The sequence below is a fragment of the Kocuria sp. cx-455 genome (genome assembly GCF_057707085.1).
This window is the reverse complement of sequence record NZ_JBYIPM010000004.1, coordinates 154,017-170,332: the sequence shown is the minus strand read 5'-3', so window position 1 is coordinate 170,332 and position 16,316 is coordinate 154,017. Positions and strand designations below refer to the sequence as shown.

The window sequence follows — 16,316 nt, the reverse complement described above, 5'->3', positions numbered from 1 at the left end:
CACCCTAAATCCCGGGCGGTGGCTACTGCGTGAGTCCGGCCAGAAGGTTCTCCGCGCTAGCCGCGATGTCGTCGCGGATCAGGCGCATCCGTTTGAGCCGATGACTGTGTGTCAGCGAATGGGAACGGTGCGGTCGCCGGGGAACAGCTTGCGGCCGGCCCACAGCGAGACGTAGACCAGTGCCACCAGAACGGGTACCTCGATGAGCGGACCCACCACACCGACGAGCGCCTGACCCGAGGTGACCCCGAATGTTCCGATGGCCACGGCGATCGCGAGTTCGAAGTTGTTGCCCGCAGCGGTGAACGCCACCGTGGTGGACTTGGCGTAGTTCAGGCCCATTCCGCGCGAGGCCAACAGGCCAACGCCGAACATCGCGAGGAAGTACACCAGTAACGGCAGCGCGATCCGCGCGACGTCCCACGGGTTGGAGGTAATGGCATCGCCCTGGAGCGCGAACAGCAAGACGATGGTGAACAGCAAACCGTAGAGAGCGAACGGGCCGATCGTGGGCAGATACGTGTTTTCGTACCATTCTCGCCCTTTGGCGCGTTCGCCGAGAGTTCGCGTGAGGAATCCCGCCAGCAAGGGGATCCCCAAGAACACCAGGACGGACAACACAATGGCACCCATGCTGAACTGGGCGCTCGTGGTGGGCAGCCCCAGCCAGGAGGGCAAGAGCTGCAGGTAGAACCAGCCCAGCAGACCGAACGCCATCACCTGGAACACCGAGTTGATCGCAACCAGAACCGCGGCGGCCTCCCGGTCGCCGCAGGCCAGGTCGTTCCAAATCAGCACCATGGCGATACAGCGGGCCAGACCCACGATGATCAACCCAGTGCGATATTCGGGCAAGTCCGGAAGGAAGATCCACGCCAGGGCGAACATCAGCGCGGGACCCACGAGCCAGTTGAGCACCAAGGAGAGACCCAACAGCTTGCGATCCCCCGTGACCCGGTGGGTCTCGTCATAACGCACCTTCGCCAGCACCGGGTACATCATGACCAGCAGGCCGATGGCGATGGGCAGTGAGACCTCACCGACCTTCACCGCTTCGAGTGCGGTGCCCAGGCCGGGGACCACGCGCCCCAGGAATAGGCCGACCACCATGGCCGCAATGATCCACGCGGGCAGCCAACGATCCAGGAAGGACAGGTCCTTGACCACCCCGTGCTGTGCGGCGGGACGCTCGGTGACGGTGTCGCTCATGGGACGTTAAGCCTTTCGAGGTGATGTTCGGCCGTGAGTGACCGTAATGGACCCGTGGACGAGCATCAATTCGGCTTCCGCACCCCTGAGTGATCACGTGCGGGGAGGCAACCGGACCAGCTGGACCGCGGTGAGCGCGCCGTCGTCGGCGGTGACCCGCATGTACGTGCAGTGCGGCTGGCGGCGGCGATCCGTGGGTGAGCCCGGATTGAGCAGGCGCATGCCCGCGGGTGACACGGAATCCCAGGGGATGTGGCTGTGACCGAAGATCAAAACGTCGGTGTGAGGGAACGCCTTGTCCATGCGTTTCTCGCGCCCGCTCGACGCTCCGGATTCATGCGTCATGGCCCAGCGCAGACCCGCCATGTCCCAGTGAACGGTCTCGGGCATGAGCTCTCGTAATTCCGGACCGTCATTATTGCCCCACACGGCAATCAAGCGCCGGGCCCTGTTCCGGAGGGCTTCAAAGGTGTCCAGGTCCACCCAGTCGCCGGCGTGGATCACGACATCTGCGGCGTCCACCTCCCCCCACACCTGATCCGGGAGGGCTTTGGCGCGTTTGGGGAGGTGGGTGTCGGCGAGCAACAGAATGGATGTGGTCACGATGGAATTGCCGCGCTCAACACTCGATCACATTGACCGCCAGGCCACCGCGGGAGGTTTCCTTGTACTTGACCTTCATGTCCGCGCCGGTCTCGCGCATGGTTTTCACGACCTGATCGAACGAGACCTTGTGTTCGCCGTCGCCGTGCATGCACAACCGCGCCGAGTTGATGGCCTTGACGCTGGCGATCGCGTTGCGCTCGATACACGGGATCTGCACCAGACCACCCACGGGATCGCACGTCAGACCCAGGTTGTGCTCGATTCCCAGTTCGGCGGCGTTCTCCACCTGACGCGGGGTCCCACCGATCACGGCACACAGGCCCGCTGCCGCCATGGCGCACGCCGAGCCCACCTCACCCTGACAGCCGACCTCGGCGCCGGAAATCGACGCGTTTTCCTTGATGATAATGCCGATCGCAGCGGCGGTCAGCAGGAAGTTGAGCACTTCGTCATCGCTGGCGTCCTCCATGAAGCGCGTGTAGAAGTGCAGCACCGCCGGGATGATGCCCGCCGCGCCATTAGTGGGCGCGGTGACGATGCGACCGCCGGACGCGTTCTCCTCGTTGACCGCGAGCGCCCACAGGTTGACCCAGTCCATGCCGCGCATGGGATCGTTGTCGGCTTCCTTGGCGAGCAATCGCTTGCGCAGTTCCGGGGCCCGACGCCGCACTTTCAGTCCCCCGGGCAGCGTCTTCTCCTCGCGCGTGCACCCGTTCTCGACACACTCCTGCATGACATCCCAGATGTGCAGGAGTTGCGCTCGGGTCTCCTCCAAGGGGCGCCACGATTCTTCGTTGGCGATCATGACCTGGGCAATGGACAGCCCCTCGGTCTCGCACACGGCGAGCAATTCGTCACCGGTGTTGAACGGGTACTTCACGGGGGTGGTGTCCGCGACGACCTTGTCCGAGCCGGAGGCCGATTCGTCCACCACGAAACCGCCACCCACCGAGTAGTAGACGCGTTCGCGCACCAGCTCACCGACGGCATCGTAGGCTTCGAAACTCATGCCGTTGGGGTGAGTGGGCAAGGACTTTCGACGATGCATGATCACGTCGTTCGAACGGTCGAAATTGATCTCCTGACGCCCCCCCAGCAGCAGCTTTCGGGCTTCAGTGGCCCGTTGGACCTGATCATCGGCGGAGTCGGTGTCCACCGTCTCGGGATCCTCGCCCATCAGGCCCAAGATCACAGCCTTATCGGACCCGTGGCCCCAGCCCGTGGCGCCCAGGGAGCCGAAGAGCTGGGAATGAACGCGGGCCACCGATTCCAGCAGGCCGTCCTGCTCAAGGCCCTCGACGAACAGCCGGGCGGCCCGCATGGGACCCACCGTGTGGGACGAGGACGGGCCGATACCTACTGAGAACAGATCTAATGCGCTAAGTGCCACGATCTCACCTCCGGTTTTCTCGTGGGACTGATCCTTGAACACTATCAATGTTGGCTCCGGCGATACCGGGCCGCACAGACCGCCTGCGGATGAGACGGCCACTTCGGCTACCGCAACACCACCGTGCGGTGCCCGGAGAGAATCACCCGGCCTTCGCAGTGCCACCGGACAGCGTTGGACAGCGCCTTGCATTCCGAGTCCCGCCCCGCGGCTACTAGGTCTTCCGGGCCGTGCGTGTGATCGACTTCCAGGACCTGCTGGGCAATGATGGGACCCTCATCCAGTTCGTCACTCACGTAGTGTGCGGTGGCTCCCACCGTCTTCACCCCCCGTTCGTAGGCTTGGTGGTACGGCTTGGCGCCCTTGAAACTGGGGAGGAACGAGTGGTGGATGTTGATGACCCGGCCCCGCATGCGTTCCACCAGGGACTCACTCAGTACCTGCATGTACCGGGCGAGCACCACCAGATCCACGGTGTACTGGTCCACCAGGTCCAGGAGTCGTGTCTCCGCCTCCGGCTTGTTCTCCTTGGTCACGGGCACGTGATGGAAGTCGATGCCGTGCCATTCCACCAGTCCTTGGTGATCCAGATGGTTGGACACCACCGCCACGATCTCAATGGGAAGTTCCCCCACTCGGGCACGGAACAGCAGGTCATTGAGGCAGTGACCGTACTTGGAGACCATCACCAGCACGCGGCGCTTCTGCCCGTGAGGTCGCAGCTCCCAGTTCATGTGGAACCGCTGCGCCACCGGCTCCAAGTCCGCCCGCAGCGCTTGCTCATCCAGTGCCTCACCCCTGGATGACACCACGTGGACGCGCATGAAGAACCGTTCCTGACGGCGATCGTCGAACTGCTTCAGTTCCGCAATGGTGCACCCGTGCTCAAGCAGCACGCCGGTGACCGCGTGCACGATACCCACGTCCTCCGGGCAGTCGAGGGTCAGAACCAGTTCGGTGGTCTCAGCGCCGGTGCGCGCCCGTTGTACGTCCGTCACGAGGCAACTCCTTCTTCGATCTTTCACGACTGTGGTGGTTCCGCCCGTGAGCTGATGGTGACCGTCACGGGCGGAACCCTCAGGCGACTTCTTCCCCGGAGTACTCCACCATCGCGTCCAGGAGCCACCGGACCGTGTAATCGGCGAAGGACGCCCTGGGCATGATCCGGTAGGTGAGGTCCTCCGTCTGCCACAGCAGGACGGGTACCGGACCCAGCAACGTGGACACCGCCCGCCCGGGGGTGAAGCTGCGCGGGTGCAGATCCACGTGGCAGCCCTTCTCCAAGACGGCGCGCGCCGAGGGCCCGGACAGCTCCAGCGTGGTGCGGTTGGCGGACAGGTCCACGGCCTGCCCGGCCGGGCCACCCTCGACGAAGACCGCCGCGAGCTTTTGCGCGAGCGGGTGGGTGGCCAGGGTGGGCAGGGCGCCCGGGTCGCGCTCGGAGCGGGTGTCCAGTCCGGGCACGGGGGCGACCTCGTCCCCGGTGACGGCCAAGAACTCGTCCGGGCCCAGCCACACCACGGCTGCCTCCGAGGTGTCCCCCGTGACCTCACCGCACTCGGCGGGGAGCCCCACGCCGAGCACCTCGGTGACCGCCTCCGCGGCGGGGGTCCCCGGCGTCACCCTGATCCCGACCATGGTCAGGAAAGGCACCTCCCGCAGACTCACCCCGCGCTCGCCGGGCACGCTCGCGCTCTTCATCTCCCCGGCCAGGTGCTCGACGGGGCTGCGGCGCAAGTGCGCCGCGTGCTCCGCCGTGCGCTCGGCCCTGTTCATCATGGTTTGCTCAGCCATCTCGACGCTTTCCTTCCGGGTCGTAAACGACGGGTTCGGCCACCAGCACGTCCACCAGCTGCCCGTCCAGGGGTGCCTGCAGGGTCTCACCGATGCGGTTGCGGCCGTCCTTGATCAGGGCCAGCCCGAAGGTCCGACCCAGCGCGGCACTGTTATAACTGGAGGTCACATGCCCCTCCATGGGCACGGGTCCCTCCTGAGGAGTGATCGGTGTGCCCTGTTTAACCAGCTGGGTACCTTCCGGCAACCTGTAGTCGGTGTCCACGGGCAGCACGGCGACCAGTTCCTTGCGCACCTCGCCCTCCAGCCCCTTGCGGAAGTACGAGCGGTTGCCAATGAAGTCCTTACGCTTGGACACCACCCAATCCATCCCCAGATCCTGCGGGGTGACGGTGCCGTCCGTGTCCTGACCCACGATCGGGAAGGCCTTCTCGGCACGCAGCACGTGCATGGTCTCGGTGCCGTAGGGAGTGATGCCGTACTCCTGACCGGCCTGCCACACGTCCTCGAAGACCTCCGCTCCCCACCACGTGGGCACGTTGATCTCGAACGCGAGTTCCCCCGAGAACGAGATCCGGCAGATGCGCGCGGGGATCCCGCTGGCCAGGGAGACCTCACGGTAGGCCATGAACGGGAACGCGTCGTTGGACACGTTCAGCTCCGGTACGAGCTTCGCGACCACGTCCCGGGAACGGGGCCCGGCCACGGCCACGGTGGTCCACTGCTCAGTCGCGGAGGTGCACACCACGTCCAACTCCGGCCACTCGGTCTGCAGCCACTCCTCGAGCCAGTCCAGCACGTTGGCGGCCCCACCGGTGGTGGTGGTCATGAAGTATCGGTCCTCGTCCAGCCGCAGCGTCACGCCGTCGTCGAAGACCATGCCGTCCGGCTTGCACATCACGCCGTAGCGGCCCATACCGGGCTTCAGTTTCTTGAACGCGTTGGTGTAGACGCGGTTGAGGAACTCCCCCGCGTCCTTGCCGCGGATCTCGATCTTTCCCAGGGTGGTGGCGTCCATGAACCCCACGGAGTCGCGGACGGCCGCGCACTCGCGAAGCACTGCGGCGTCCATGTCCTCCCCGTCCTGGGGGTAGAACCACGGCCGCTTCCATTGCCCCACGTCCTCGAACTTCGCACCGTGCGCCAGGTGCCACTCGTGGGGCGCGGACAACCGGGCCGGGTCGAACATCTGCCCGCGCTGGGTACCCGCGAGCGCCGCGAAGGCCACGGGGGTGTAGGGGGCGCGGAAGGCGGTCACGCCGATCTCGTCCGGGGAGCTGCCGCCCAGCGCGGTGGCGATCACGCCCATGGTGTTCACGCTGGAGGTCTTGCCCTGGTCGTTAGCCGTGGAGATCGAGGTGTAGCGCTTGACGTGCTCCACCGAACGCATGCCGGCGCCCAGTGAACGCATCACGTCCTTGACGGCCTGGTCGCGCTGGAAGTCCACGAAGTGCTCGTCCCAGGTGCCGGGCTCGCCCTCGGCGCCGGGGACCAGCCACAGCGGGCGTACGATCCCAGGGGCCTCCGGCTGCGTCGTAGCGGCACGCGCCGTGGCGCTGAAGCCCGCCGCGCGGGCGGCGTTCGCCCCGGCCTGGGCACCCTCGACCAGGCACCCAGCCAGGTCCAGGGTGCCCGCGGTCCCGCCGGCCACGTGCTGGCCGGCAATCGCGGTCTCGGGCACGAACGCGGCGATCGTCTCGTTCCAGCGCAGCGGGCCGCGGCGCTGGTTGTGCAGGTGGATCACGGGATTCCAACCACCGGACACCGCCAACAGGTCCGCCTCGATGGTCTCGGGCTCGCCGGCGAGCTCGCCCGCATCGTCGAGCGCGCTGACGACGACGCCGCTCACGCGCCCGTCCGCGTCGGCGGTGGTGTCGATCACGGCCGAGCCGTAGCGCACCGACAGGCCACCGGCCTCGGCCATCTCGGCGGACACCGCAGATGCCTGAGGGCGGGCGTCCACGATCCCGGCGACCGTGATGCCTCGCTCCACGAGATCCGCCACGAGCCGGTAGGCGGAGTCGTTGGTGGTGGCCACCACCACGGTGGAGCCGGCGGCGGCGCCGTAGCGGTTGAGGTAGCTGCGCACCGCGGAGGCCAGCATGATCCCGGGGCGGTCATTGTTGCGGAAGACCACGGGGCGTTCGTGGGTGCCCTGGGCGAGCACCACCTGCCGGGCCCGCACGTGCCACACCCGCTCGCGGGACACGCCCCGGGGCACCTCCCCCGTGAGGTGGTCGGTGCGGCGCTGGACGGCCACCACGTAGTTGCTGTCGTAGCTGCCGATGGCGGTGGTGCGGGTGAGCACCGTGACCTCCTCGGCCGCCTCCAGCTCGGCGCTCACGCGTTCGACCCATTCGAGGGCCGGGACACCGTCGATGCGCTCACCCTTGCCGGACAGCAGGGCCCCGCCCGGGCGCGGCTGGTCATCCATGAGGATCACGCGTGCCCCGGAGGCCGCGGCGTCCCGGGCGGCGGACAGTCCCGCCGGGCCCGCGCCGATCACAAGCACGTCCGTGTGGACGTACTTGCGGTCGTAGTAGGCGCGGTCGGTCTCGGGGTCCAACTGCCCGTGGCCTCCGAGGTAGACGGCGTCCATCCCGGGGGTCAGTTCGGTGACCGTGGCCTGCAGCATGGACTCGGCCACGTCCTGCTGGTGACGGGGAGTGACCTTGATCAGCGCGTTGGGCTCCTCCACACCGGCGGAGTACAGCCCGCGGGGGCGGCGCCGGTACATGGACGGGGCGCAATCGATCTTGCCGTTGGCCACCAGCGCGGAGGCCACGGTGTCCCCGCGGAAGCCCGTGTACCGGGCGCCCTCGAAGGTGAACTCCAGCGGGGTGGAACGGTCGATGCCGTGGCCGGCGGCACGCTCGGCCGTTAGGCGATGGGTCTGTTCGCTCACAGGGCACCTCCAACATTTCCCAGGTCCGGCCGGGGGTCGCTCATCTTGTACTCGGTCTTGAACTCGTAGGTCACCGTGTCACGCACGGCGTTGAACCACCGGCGGCAGCCGGCGGCGTGGGACCAGCGCTCGGAGAGCAGCCCCCGCGGGTTGGCGCGGTAGAACAGGTAGCGGGCCCACTGGTGGTCGTCCAGCTCGAACGGGTCCCGGGGGTAGGGCACGTGGGCCTCTCCCCCGTAATGGAATTCGGTCTCGTCCCGTGGACCGCACCACGGGCAATTGATCTGCAGCATGTTCGCTCCCTCTAGTGCGCCACGGCAGCAGCGCCGTGCTCGTCGATCAGCATGCCCGTCTCGAACCGTTCGAGACTGAAGGGCTCGTTGAGCGGGTGTGGTTCGTCGTGGGCGATGGTGTGAGCGAGCGTGAAGCCCGCCCCCGGGGTTCCCTTGAAGCCGCCGGTGCCCCAGCCGCAGTTGACGTAGAGCTGATCCACGGGCGTCTTGGACACGATCGGGGAGGCATCCAGCGTGACATCCACCACGCCGCCCCACGTGCGCAACACGTGGGCCCGGGCGAAGATGGGGAACAGCTCCACCGCGGCGGCCATCTGCTCCTCGATCACGTGGAACGAACCGCGCTGCCCGTAGCCGTTGTAGGCGTCGATACCGGCACCCATGACCAGCTCGCCCTTGTGCGCCTGGGAGACGTACACGTGGACGTGGTTGGACATCACCACGGTGGGGTGGACCATCTCGTGCAGTTCGGAGACGAGAGCCTGCAGCGGGTGGGACTGGATGGGCAGCTCAAAGCCCGCCAGCTCGGCCAGCACCGAGGAGTTACCCGCGCCGCACAGCGCGACCTTGCCGGCGTTGATCCGGCCCCGGCTGGTCTCCACGGCGATCACCCGCCCGGCTTCCTTCACGAAACCGGTGACCTCGCAGTTCTGGATGATGTCCACGCCCATCTCGTCCGCCTTGCGGGCGAAGGCCCAGGCCACGTGGTCATGCTTGGCGATACCCGCGCGCGGCTGGTAGGTGGCTCCCATGATCGGGTACCGGATGTCGTCACCGATGTTGATGATGGGGCACAGTTCCTTGACCTGCTGGGGGTCGATCCACTCCGCATCCACGCCGTTGAGCTTGTTCGCGTTCACGCGCCGCGTGCTCTCCCGCACGTCCTGCAGCGTGTGGGCCAGGTTCAGCACCCCGCGCTGGGAGAACAGGAAATCGTACTCGAGTTCGTCCGGCAGCTGCTCCCACAATTTCAAGGAGTGCTCGTACATCCCCGAGGACTCGTCCCACAGGTAGTTGGAGCGGATGATGGTGGTGTTGCGGGCCATGTTGCCGCCGCCCAGCCAACCCTTCTCCAGCACCGCCACGTTGGTGATGCCGTGGTGCTTGGCCAGGTAGTAGGCGGTGGCCAGTCCGTGCCCGCCACCGCCGACGATCACCGCGTCGTAGGAAGGCTTGGGGTCCGGGTTGCGCCACAGGAAATCCGGGTGGTCCGGCAAGAGATCAGCCATCAGGACACTCCGTTCATCGCCGCTTCGGCGTAGTCATGGGTGGATTCGACGTCAGCATTGCTCGCCGAGAGTTCGGGGTAGAGCGGGAAGGCGGCGGCCAGGGCGTTCACGCGCTCGCGCAGGGCGTCGAGGGCGGCGGCGTCGTCGGCGGCCGTCAGCAAGGTCCGGGCAATGATGTCGGCGACCTCGCGGAACTCGTCGGGGCCGAATCCTCGGGTGGCCAACGCGGGGGTGCCGATCCGCAACCCCGAGGAGACCATGGGCGGGCGCGGGTCGAAAGGCACCGCGTTACGGTTGACCGTGATGTCCACTCGGTGCAGCAGGTCCTCGCCCTGCTTGCCGTCCAGCTGGGCGTTGCGCAGATCCACAAGCACCAGGTGCACGTCCGTGCCGCCGTTGACCAGCCCGATCCCCTGCTCCGCCACGTCATCGTGCAGCAGTCGCTCGGCCAGGATTTTGGCGCCCTCGAGGGTGCGGCGCTGCCGGTCCTTGAACTCTTCACCGGCGGCGTACTTGAAGGCCACGGCCTTCGCCGCGATCACGTGCTCGAGCGGGCCGCCCTGCTGGCCGGGGAACACCGCGGAGTTCATCTTCTTGGCCAGCTCCTGCTTGCACAGGATCACCCCACCGCGTGGGCCGCCCAGGGTCTTGTGCGTGGTGGTGGTCACCACGTCCGCGTGGGGCACGGGATTGGGGTGCAGGCCGGCGGCCACCAGACCGGCGAAGTGGGCCATGTCCACCATGAGGTAGGCCCCCACCTGGTCCGCGATCTCGCGGAAGCGCGCAAAATCCAGCTGGCGGGTGTAGGCGGACCAGCCGGCCACGATCAGCTTGGGCCGGTGCTCGACGGCGAGGCGCTCGACCTCGGCCATGTCGATCTCCAAGTCCTCTTCCGACACGCCGTAGGCCACCACGTTGTAGAGCTTGCCGGAAAAATTCAGTTTCATGCCGTGGGTCAGGTGACCACCGTGAGCCAGGTTCAACCCCAGAATCGTGTCCCCTGGGTCCAACAGCGCGAACATCGCCGCGGCGTTGGCCTGCGCCCCCGAGTGAGGCTGCACATTGGCGTGTTCGGCGCCGAACAGGTCCTTGACCCGGTCGATGGCCAGTTGCTCGATCACGTCCACGTGTTCACAACCGCCGTAATACCGACGGCCGGGGTAGCCCTCCGCGTACTTGTTGGTGAGCACCGACCCCTGCGCCTGCATCACCGCCATGGGCGCAAAGTTCTCGGAAGCGATCATTTCCAGGGTTCCTTGCTGGCGTCGCAGCTCGGCTTCGATGGCCTCGGCCACTTCAGGGTCGCCCTGGGCGAGATGAGTATTCAGATCGACCATCCTCGGCCTCCTCAAGTGTTGCTTCGTCTTCTGATACGTAATTGATATATCAGGCTGTGATCCAGGTTACGGTCACGGTGGCGACCCGTCAATGGGTTTCCGAGATTTTTTCTGATCGGTGTCACCCGGGCCGGTACGGGGTCCGGACGCCAGACCCCGGTGAGCCATCGGCCGGCCGGCACGAAGCCCGGTTAGAATCTGGTCGGAATCGAGAGGAAGGGCCGGATGAAGAACACGGGATCAAGCGCATCGTTGGCCACTCGGGCGTTCGAACTTCTCCAGGACAGGCTCATCTTCTTGGACATCGCCCCTGGCGATCCGCTGAACGAGACGAAGCTGGGACTCGAGCTGGAGGTGGGTCGCACTCCGCTGCGTGAGGCACTGAAGCGACTGGAGTCCGAGCGGCTGGTGACCACTTTCCCTCGTCGCGGCACGTTCGCCACCTCCGTGGACATCACCGTGCTCTCCGAGGTCTCGGAGGTCCGGGAGGTACTCGAACCCCTCGCCGCCCGGCTGGCCGCACAGCGGCTGGACCACCGCTCACGCGGTGAGCTCGAGAACCTCAAGGGTCAGCTCGATGCCGCCTCCCCGGGAGATTCCTCCGACCCCCAGGACGCGTTGCGCTGGGACAGCACGATCCACCGTGCCCTCTACCACGCCGCCGGCAACGCTCATCTGGAGGCCACCCTGAACCGGTACGGGAACCTGGCCACCCGGATCTGGTGCCTGGCCGCCACCCGAAACCCCACCCCCGTGGAACACATTGCCATTCACTCCCAACTGCTGGATGCCGTTCTGAGTGGTCGCGGTGAGGACGCCGCGGAGATCATGCGCGAGCACGTGGGCGAGTTCGAGCAGCACATGCGCAAGGTGCTCTGACACCCCACGGACCATCGGACAGCATTGTCAATGATTCGGCACAGCGGGCCCGTGACGATTGCGGTGCTGGACCGCCGAATCCGTGGACCCCACGGCACGGTGCTCAGGACGGACACACCCGTCCCCCCGGCCGATTCCCCGGGGCTGGCGGGTTGCAGTGCGGCCACTGCGATCATGTGGAACGGAACGCGTGGTTGCAGATACCACAACAATGTTGCACTGAGGTAGACCTCTGCGTCGGGTCCAACCCGTCCCCACCCTTACGGCATGTGGAGTCCTTTTCACGCGGGGTGGAACTTTGGTGGTGCCTCGCCGAGGACCCGGTGTAAAAATCTGCCCTCTGGGCCTTGACTCGAGATGTGATGCAGCTTACTTTTGAACAACTAGCTTGCACTCACTGCAACTCAATTGTTTATTCGGTGAGTTGTCCTCTGCCACTGATCACACACCTGCCTCTACACGGCAGGTCGCCCGAAAGGAATCCCGTGGCACAACAAGCATCCAGCACCACCTCGAAAGCGGTCACCTCCAGCGAGCGACACCGAGTCATTGCTGCGAGCTTCGTCGGCAACTTCGTCGAGTGGTTCGATTACGCGGTGTACGGCTATTTGGCCGCAACCATCTCGCGGGTGTTCTTCCCGGAATCGGACCCGCAAACAGCCCTGCTCGCAACTTTCGGGCTCTTCGCCATCTCGTTCTTCATCCGCCCGATTGGCGGGTTCGTCTGGGGGCACATCGGGGACAAGATCGGGCGAACGGTGGCTCTGTCGTTCTCCATCCTGGTGATGTCCGCCGCCACGTTCGCTATCGCCCTGATTCCCGACTACAACACTATTGGCATTGCGGCACCCATCCTGTTGTTGCTCGTGCGTGTGGTCCAAGGGTTTTCGGCCGCGGGCGAGTACGCGGGTGCCTCGGCCTTCCTAGTGGAGTACGCCCCGGCCAACAAACGAGGGATCTATGCAGCCGTGGTACCGGCAAGTACGGCCAGTGGCCTACTCTTCGGCTCATTGTTCGTCGCCGGCCTCACGGCGATCCTCTCCGACGATCAGATGCTGTCCTGGGGCTGGAGAGTTCCGTTCCTTCTGGCGGGACCCATGGGACTCATCGGCCGATACATCCGTAACCGCCTAGAGGACGCACCCGTGTTCCGTGAACTCGCAGAGCAAGAACAGACGAAGTCAACCCCGGTTCGGGACATGTTGAAGTACCACTGGTGGACGTTGCTGCGCACCATCGGCGCGGTACTACTGAACGCGGTGGGTTTCTACATTTTGCTCAGTTACATGCCCACCTACCTTCATGAGGAAGTGGGGCTCGGCCAGACGGAGTCCTTCATTGCGACGTCCATTGCCCTGGTCACATACGTGGGGTTCATTTTCCTGACAGGAATGGCCTCAGATCGATTTGGGCGCAAGAAAGTCCTGATGGCGGCGTCCATCAGCTTCATGGTGCTTACGGTGCCCATCTTCATGCTCCTGGACACCGGTTCGTTTGTTCTGATCCTCATACTTCAGGTGGTCCTCGGAGCCATGCTGACCCTGAACGACGGGACACTACCCAGCTTCCTGGCCGAATCGTTCCCCACCCGAATGCGCTACAGCGGCTTTGCCGTCAGTTTCAACGTCTCAAATGCGTTGTTCGGCGGCACCGCGCCTTTCATGGCCACTCTTTTGATATCAGCTCTCGGTACGCCATTGGCACCAGCATGGTACTTGGTGGTTGCAGCCCTTGGATCTTTGATCGCCGTAGCCGTCTCCAAAGAGACTGCAGGCCGCCCACTCACCCATTGATCGCGTTCGTCCCTACACCTTCCGTTGCGCTTGGGTCGCAGAACCGACAAGTGTTGCAACAAAGTTGCGCACAGGTTCCGTTCGACTGAACTTTACGTGGTGGGATCCCGCGCACTCGCTTGAAGATCGCGGATTCATAAGAACTCTTGACCAATGAGGTGTGATGCTGTTCACTTTAATTGCAACACCGTATTGCTAGATGCAACTTCGTTAGAGAGACCATCACCCAGCTTTTTTCGACAGAACGGTCGTCGGCAAGGCCGTCGGCGATGGAAGGAGGTCCCATGGCCCAGTCAAGAGACCAGCAGGTCACGGACCGCACGGGCGAAGCAGTGCCCGAGGCAGATCAGCAGCTGAAGGTTTCGCTTCCACGGTTCCGAGGACGGGTGATCCCACCGGTCGATCGAACGATCATCACGGTCCTGCCCCCGCTGTTGATCATCGCGGTCATCGTGGCCGTCAGCGTCAATCCCGACGGGTCGGCTCGCGTCATCAACGATCTTCGGACGTGGGTGACCTCCGGATTCACCTGGTGGTTCGTGCTCTATTCCTTGACGGCCATCGCAGTGTGCGTGTGGTTGGCGTTCAGCAAGATCGGCCGGGTTCGACTGGGCGGCCCGAAGGCTCGGCCCGAGCACAGCAAGTTCGCCTGGTACTCGATGCTGTTCGCCTGCGGGCAGGGCGTGGGACTGATCTTCTGGTCCGTTGCCGAGCCCATGCTGCTGGGCGACGAGGCTCCCGTGGTCCCCGGCTCCGACAGCCCGGGGGAACCCGGGATGGTCTGGGCCTATTTCCACTGGGGATTGACCGCGTGGGCGATGTACTGCGTGGTTGCCATCTGCCTTGCCTACTCCCACCATAATCTGGGGAAGACCCTGACCTTCCGTGAGGCCACCGTTGACATCCTCCCCGCACCCCTGCAGCGTCCCGCGGGCGTAGTTGTCGAGCTGCTGGCCATTATCGCCACAGTGCTGGGTCTCGCGACTTCTTTCGGTTTTGCCGTGATGCAGTTCACCAGCGGCCTGTCCACCTTCACCGGCGTGGAGCCGAGCATCACCGTATGGGTCATCGTCATCATCGCACTAGCCGCGTTCGCCGCTTTCTCGGCATTCGTCGGGGTCAACAAGGGCATGAAGCGCATCAGCGAGGCCAACTCGGTGCTCAGTATCGTGCTGGTCGTGGGGGTCTTCCTCTTCGGCCCCATCGTTTTCGTTCTTTCGAACCTGACGCAGACCTTCGGTACCTTCATCTACAACTTCATCCCGATGAGCTTCTGGTCCGACTCCGGCACAGCCGGTGCCCCGCTCGAGAGCTGGTCCGATAGCTGGAGTGGACCGTGGACAGTCTTCATCTGGTGCTGGGTGATCGCCTTCTCCCCCTTCGTCGGGGGATTCATCGCCAGGATTTCCCGTGGTCGCACCATCCGGGAATTCATCCTGGGCGTGACCATTATCCCGTCGTTGATCGTCATGATCTGGATCGGCATCATTGGATCCGCCGCGGTGTACTACAACCAGCAAAGCAGCGGTGAAATTGCAGATAAGGTCGCGGCAGACACCTCCTCCGGTCTGTTCGCAGCGCTCGAAATGGTCCCGCTCGTGGGAGGGATCCTCCTGGTGGTGGCCACCATCCTCGTGGCGACCTACTACGTCACCAGCCTTGACTCAGGGACCTACGCGCTTGCCGAGTTTGTGTCCGCACCCCGGAAGGCCGGTCCGTGGTTCCGGGTGGTCCTGGTTGTGAGCATTGCCGCCGTGGCGACCGTGCTCCTGTCCATCGGTGGCACCTCGGTGGTCGACACGGTCCAGACCGGCACCATCATCGGGGCCTTCCCCTTCTCCTTCATCATCTTCCTGATGATCGCCAACCTGATCCGCAGGCTGGTCACACGGACCAAGGACAGCAGGAGACTCGAGAAAGAGATCAACGACCCGAATCCTCGCCCTGAGGACGACTACGTGGACGAGCACGGTCTCCCCACCGGAGAGATGCCCATCCTCACCGACACCTCCGTCGCGGATTCCCGCCGGCCTTCCACCGCGCCGGATGAAGATCCCATGAAAGGGGGACACGCGTGAAAACTTCCCTCCTCGCACATGCCACGGCACCTGAATTCTCCAACTGGCTCGACAACGAACGCGCCACAGTCCTGGTCCCCGTGGGAGCGCTCGAACAACACGGGCCCCACCTCCCCCTGGGAACCGACAGCCTGCTCGCGACCGCCGTGAGCCTGGGGGCGGCCGAGCGCACCGGCGCCAAGGTGGCCCAGACTCTCAACTACGGATACAAATCCCAGCAGAAGTCCGGCGGGGGAAACCACTTGCGGGGCACCCTGAGCCTCGATGCCGACAACTTGATCGGCATCACCCGGGACATCACCCGCTCGTTCCTGCAGCAAGGTGTCCGCAACCTGGTGTTCGTCAACGGCCACTACGAGAACTACCAATTTCTCTACGAGGGCGTGGACCTGGCGCTGCGTGACCTCGGCCTGTCCGACCCCGCCGGCCCGTCGGTCCTGCTGTTGTCCTACTGGGACTACGTTTCCGAGAGCACCCTCGCCACCGTGTATCCCCAGGGCTTCCCGGGCTGGGACATCGAACACGGCGGAGTCCTCGAAACCTCCCTCATGCTCCACCTGCACCCCGAACTGGTGCACCTGGACGAGGCTGTGGACCATGACCCCGCGCTGCTCCCCCGGTTCGACCGGCTACCGGTCGTTCCGGAACGGACCCCGCACACGGGCGCACTGTCCGCGCCGAGCGGTTCCACGGCGCAGAAGGGACGGCTGCTGTTCGAGCAGACCGTTGCGGACCTGGCCACCGATCTTTCCACCGAACTCGGGCTCGAGCGCTGACCGTACGCACTCGAGTCCAAACATCCA

The 16,316-nt window shown here is 65.0% G+C and carries 13 protein-coding genes; 4 read left to right on the top strand and 9 right to left on the bottom strand.

Features of this window, described 5'->3' with window-relative positions:
• Nucleotides 1–111 precede the first annotated feature (111 nt).
• From arsB to glyA, 9 genes are all read right to left on the bottom strand, one after another.
• Nucleotides 112–1,209, bottom strand: a complete 1,098-nt coding sequence (gene arsB, locus AC3ENJ_RS07750; protein WP_431813623.1) for an ACR3 family arsenite efflux transporter — start codon at nt 1,207–1,209, stop codon at nt 112–114.
• Nucleotides 1,210–1,302: 93 nt separating this feature from the next.
• Complete coding sequence (locus AC3ENJ_RS07745; protein ID WP_431813622.1) at nt 1,303–1,812, bottom strand: metallophosphoesterase family protein; 510 nt, start codon at nt 1,810–1,812, stop codon at nt 1,303–1,305.
• Nucleotides 1,813–1,828: 16 nt separating this feature from the next.
• Nucleotides 1,829–3,205: an L-serine ammonia-lyase gene (locus AC3ENJ_RS07740; protein ID WP_431813621.1), complete on the bottom strand. Its 1,377-nt coding sequence runs from the start codon at nt 3,203–3,205 to the stop codon at nt 1,829–1,831.
• A gap of 107 nt (nt 3,206–3,312) precedes the next feature.
• On the bottom strand, nt 3,313–4,203 hold the full coding sequence (gene purU, locus AC3ENJ_RS07735; RefSeq protein WP_190781006.1) for a formyltetrahydrofolate deformylase: 891 nt from the start codon (nt 4,201–4,203) through the stop codon (nt 3,313–3,315).
• Between the two features lie 79 nt (nt 4,204–4,282).
• Nucleotides 4,283–4,999 carry a sarcosine oxidase subunit gamma gene (locus AC3ENJ_RS07730; RefSeq protein WP_431813620.1) on the bottom strand — a complete coding sequence of 239 codons (717 nt, stop codon included), beginning with the start codon at nt 4,997–4,999 and terminating at the stop codon, nt 4,283–4,285.
• The gene (locus tag AC3ENJ_RS07725; RefSeq protein ID WP_431813619.1) at nt 4,992–7,904 is read right to left on the bottom strand and encodes a sarcosine oxidase subunit alpha family protein; all 2,913 of its coding nucleotides are present in this window, start codon (nt 7,902–7,904) and stop codon (nt 4,992–4,994) included. Before AC3ENJ_RS07725 ends, AC3ENJ_RS07730 begins: the two co-directional genes overlap by 8 nt.
• Complete coding sequence (locus tag AC3ENJ_RS07720) at nt 7,901–8,197, bottom strand: sarcosine oxidase subunit delta (protein WP_259916973.1); 297 nt, start codon at nt 8,195–8,197, stop codon at nt 7,901–7,903. Before AC3ENJ_RS07720 ends, AC3ENJ_RS07725 begins: the two co-directional genes overlap by 4 nt.
• 11 nt (nt 8,198–8,208) lie before the next feature.
• Nucleotides 8,209–9,426 (bottom strand): sarcosine oxidase subunit beta family protein, encoded by a 1,218-nt coding sequence (locus AC3ENJ_RS07715; protein WP_190781009.1) that lies wholly within the window; start codon nt 9,424–9,426, stop codon nt 8,209–8,211.
• The gene (glyA, locus tag AC3ENJ_RS07710) at nt 9,426–10,763 is read right to left on the bottom strand and encodes a serine hydroxymethyltransferase (RefSeq protein WP_190806492.1); all 1,338 of its coding nucleotides are present in this window, start codon (nt 10,761–10,763) and stop codon (nt 9,426–9,428) included. The genes AC3ENJ_RS07715 and glyA overlap by 1 nt, the downstream gene beginning before the upstream one ends.
• A gap of 225 nt (nt 10,764–10,988) precedes the next feature.
• Here glyA and AC3ENJ_RS07705 point away from each other — a divergent pair, with 225 nt between their 5' ends.
• The 4 genes from AC3ENJ_RS07705 (at nt 10,989) to AC3ENJ_RS07690 (ending at nt 16,289) form a co-directional block, all read left to right on the top strand.
• On the top strand, nt 10,989–11,642 hold the full coding sequence (locus AC3ENJ_RS07705; protein ID WP_431813618.1) for a GntR family transcriptional regulator: 654 nt from the start codon (nt 10,989–10,991) through the stop codon (nt 11,640–11,642).
• 485 nt (nt 11,643–12,127) lie between these two features.
• Nucleotides 12,128–13,435 (top strand): MFS transporter, encoded by a 1,308-nt coding sequence (locus AC3ENJ_RS07700; RefSeq protein WP_431813617.1) that lies wholly within the window; start codon nt 12,128–12,130, stop codon nt 13,433–13,435.
• A gap of 284 nt (nt 13,436–13,719) precedes the next feature.
• Nucleotides 13,720–15,513, top strand: a complete 1,794-nt coding sequence (locus tag AC3ENJ_RS07695) for a BCCT family transporter (RefSeq protein WP_431813616.1) — start codon at nt 13,720–13,722, stop codon at nt 15,511–15,513.
• Nucleotides 15,510–16,289: a creatininase gene (locus AC3ENJ_RS07690; protein WP_259916991.1), complete on the top strand. Its 780-nt coding sequence runs from the start codon at nt 15,510–15,512 to the stop codon at nt 16,287–16,289. Before AC3ENJ_RS07695 ends, AC3ENJ_RS07690 begins: the two co-directional genes overlap by 4 nt.
• Nucleotides 16,290–16,316 lie beyond the last annotated feature (27 nt).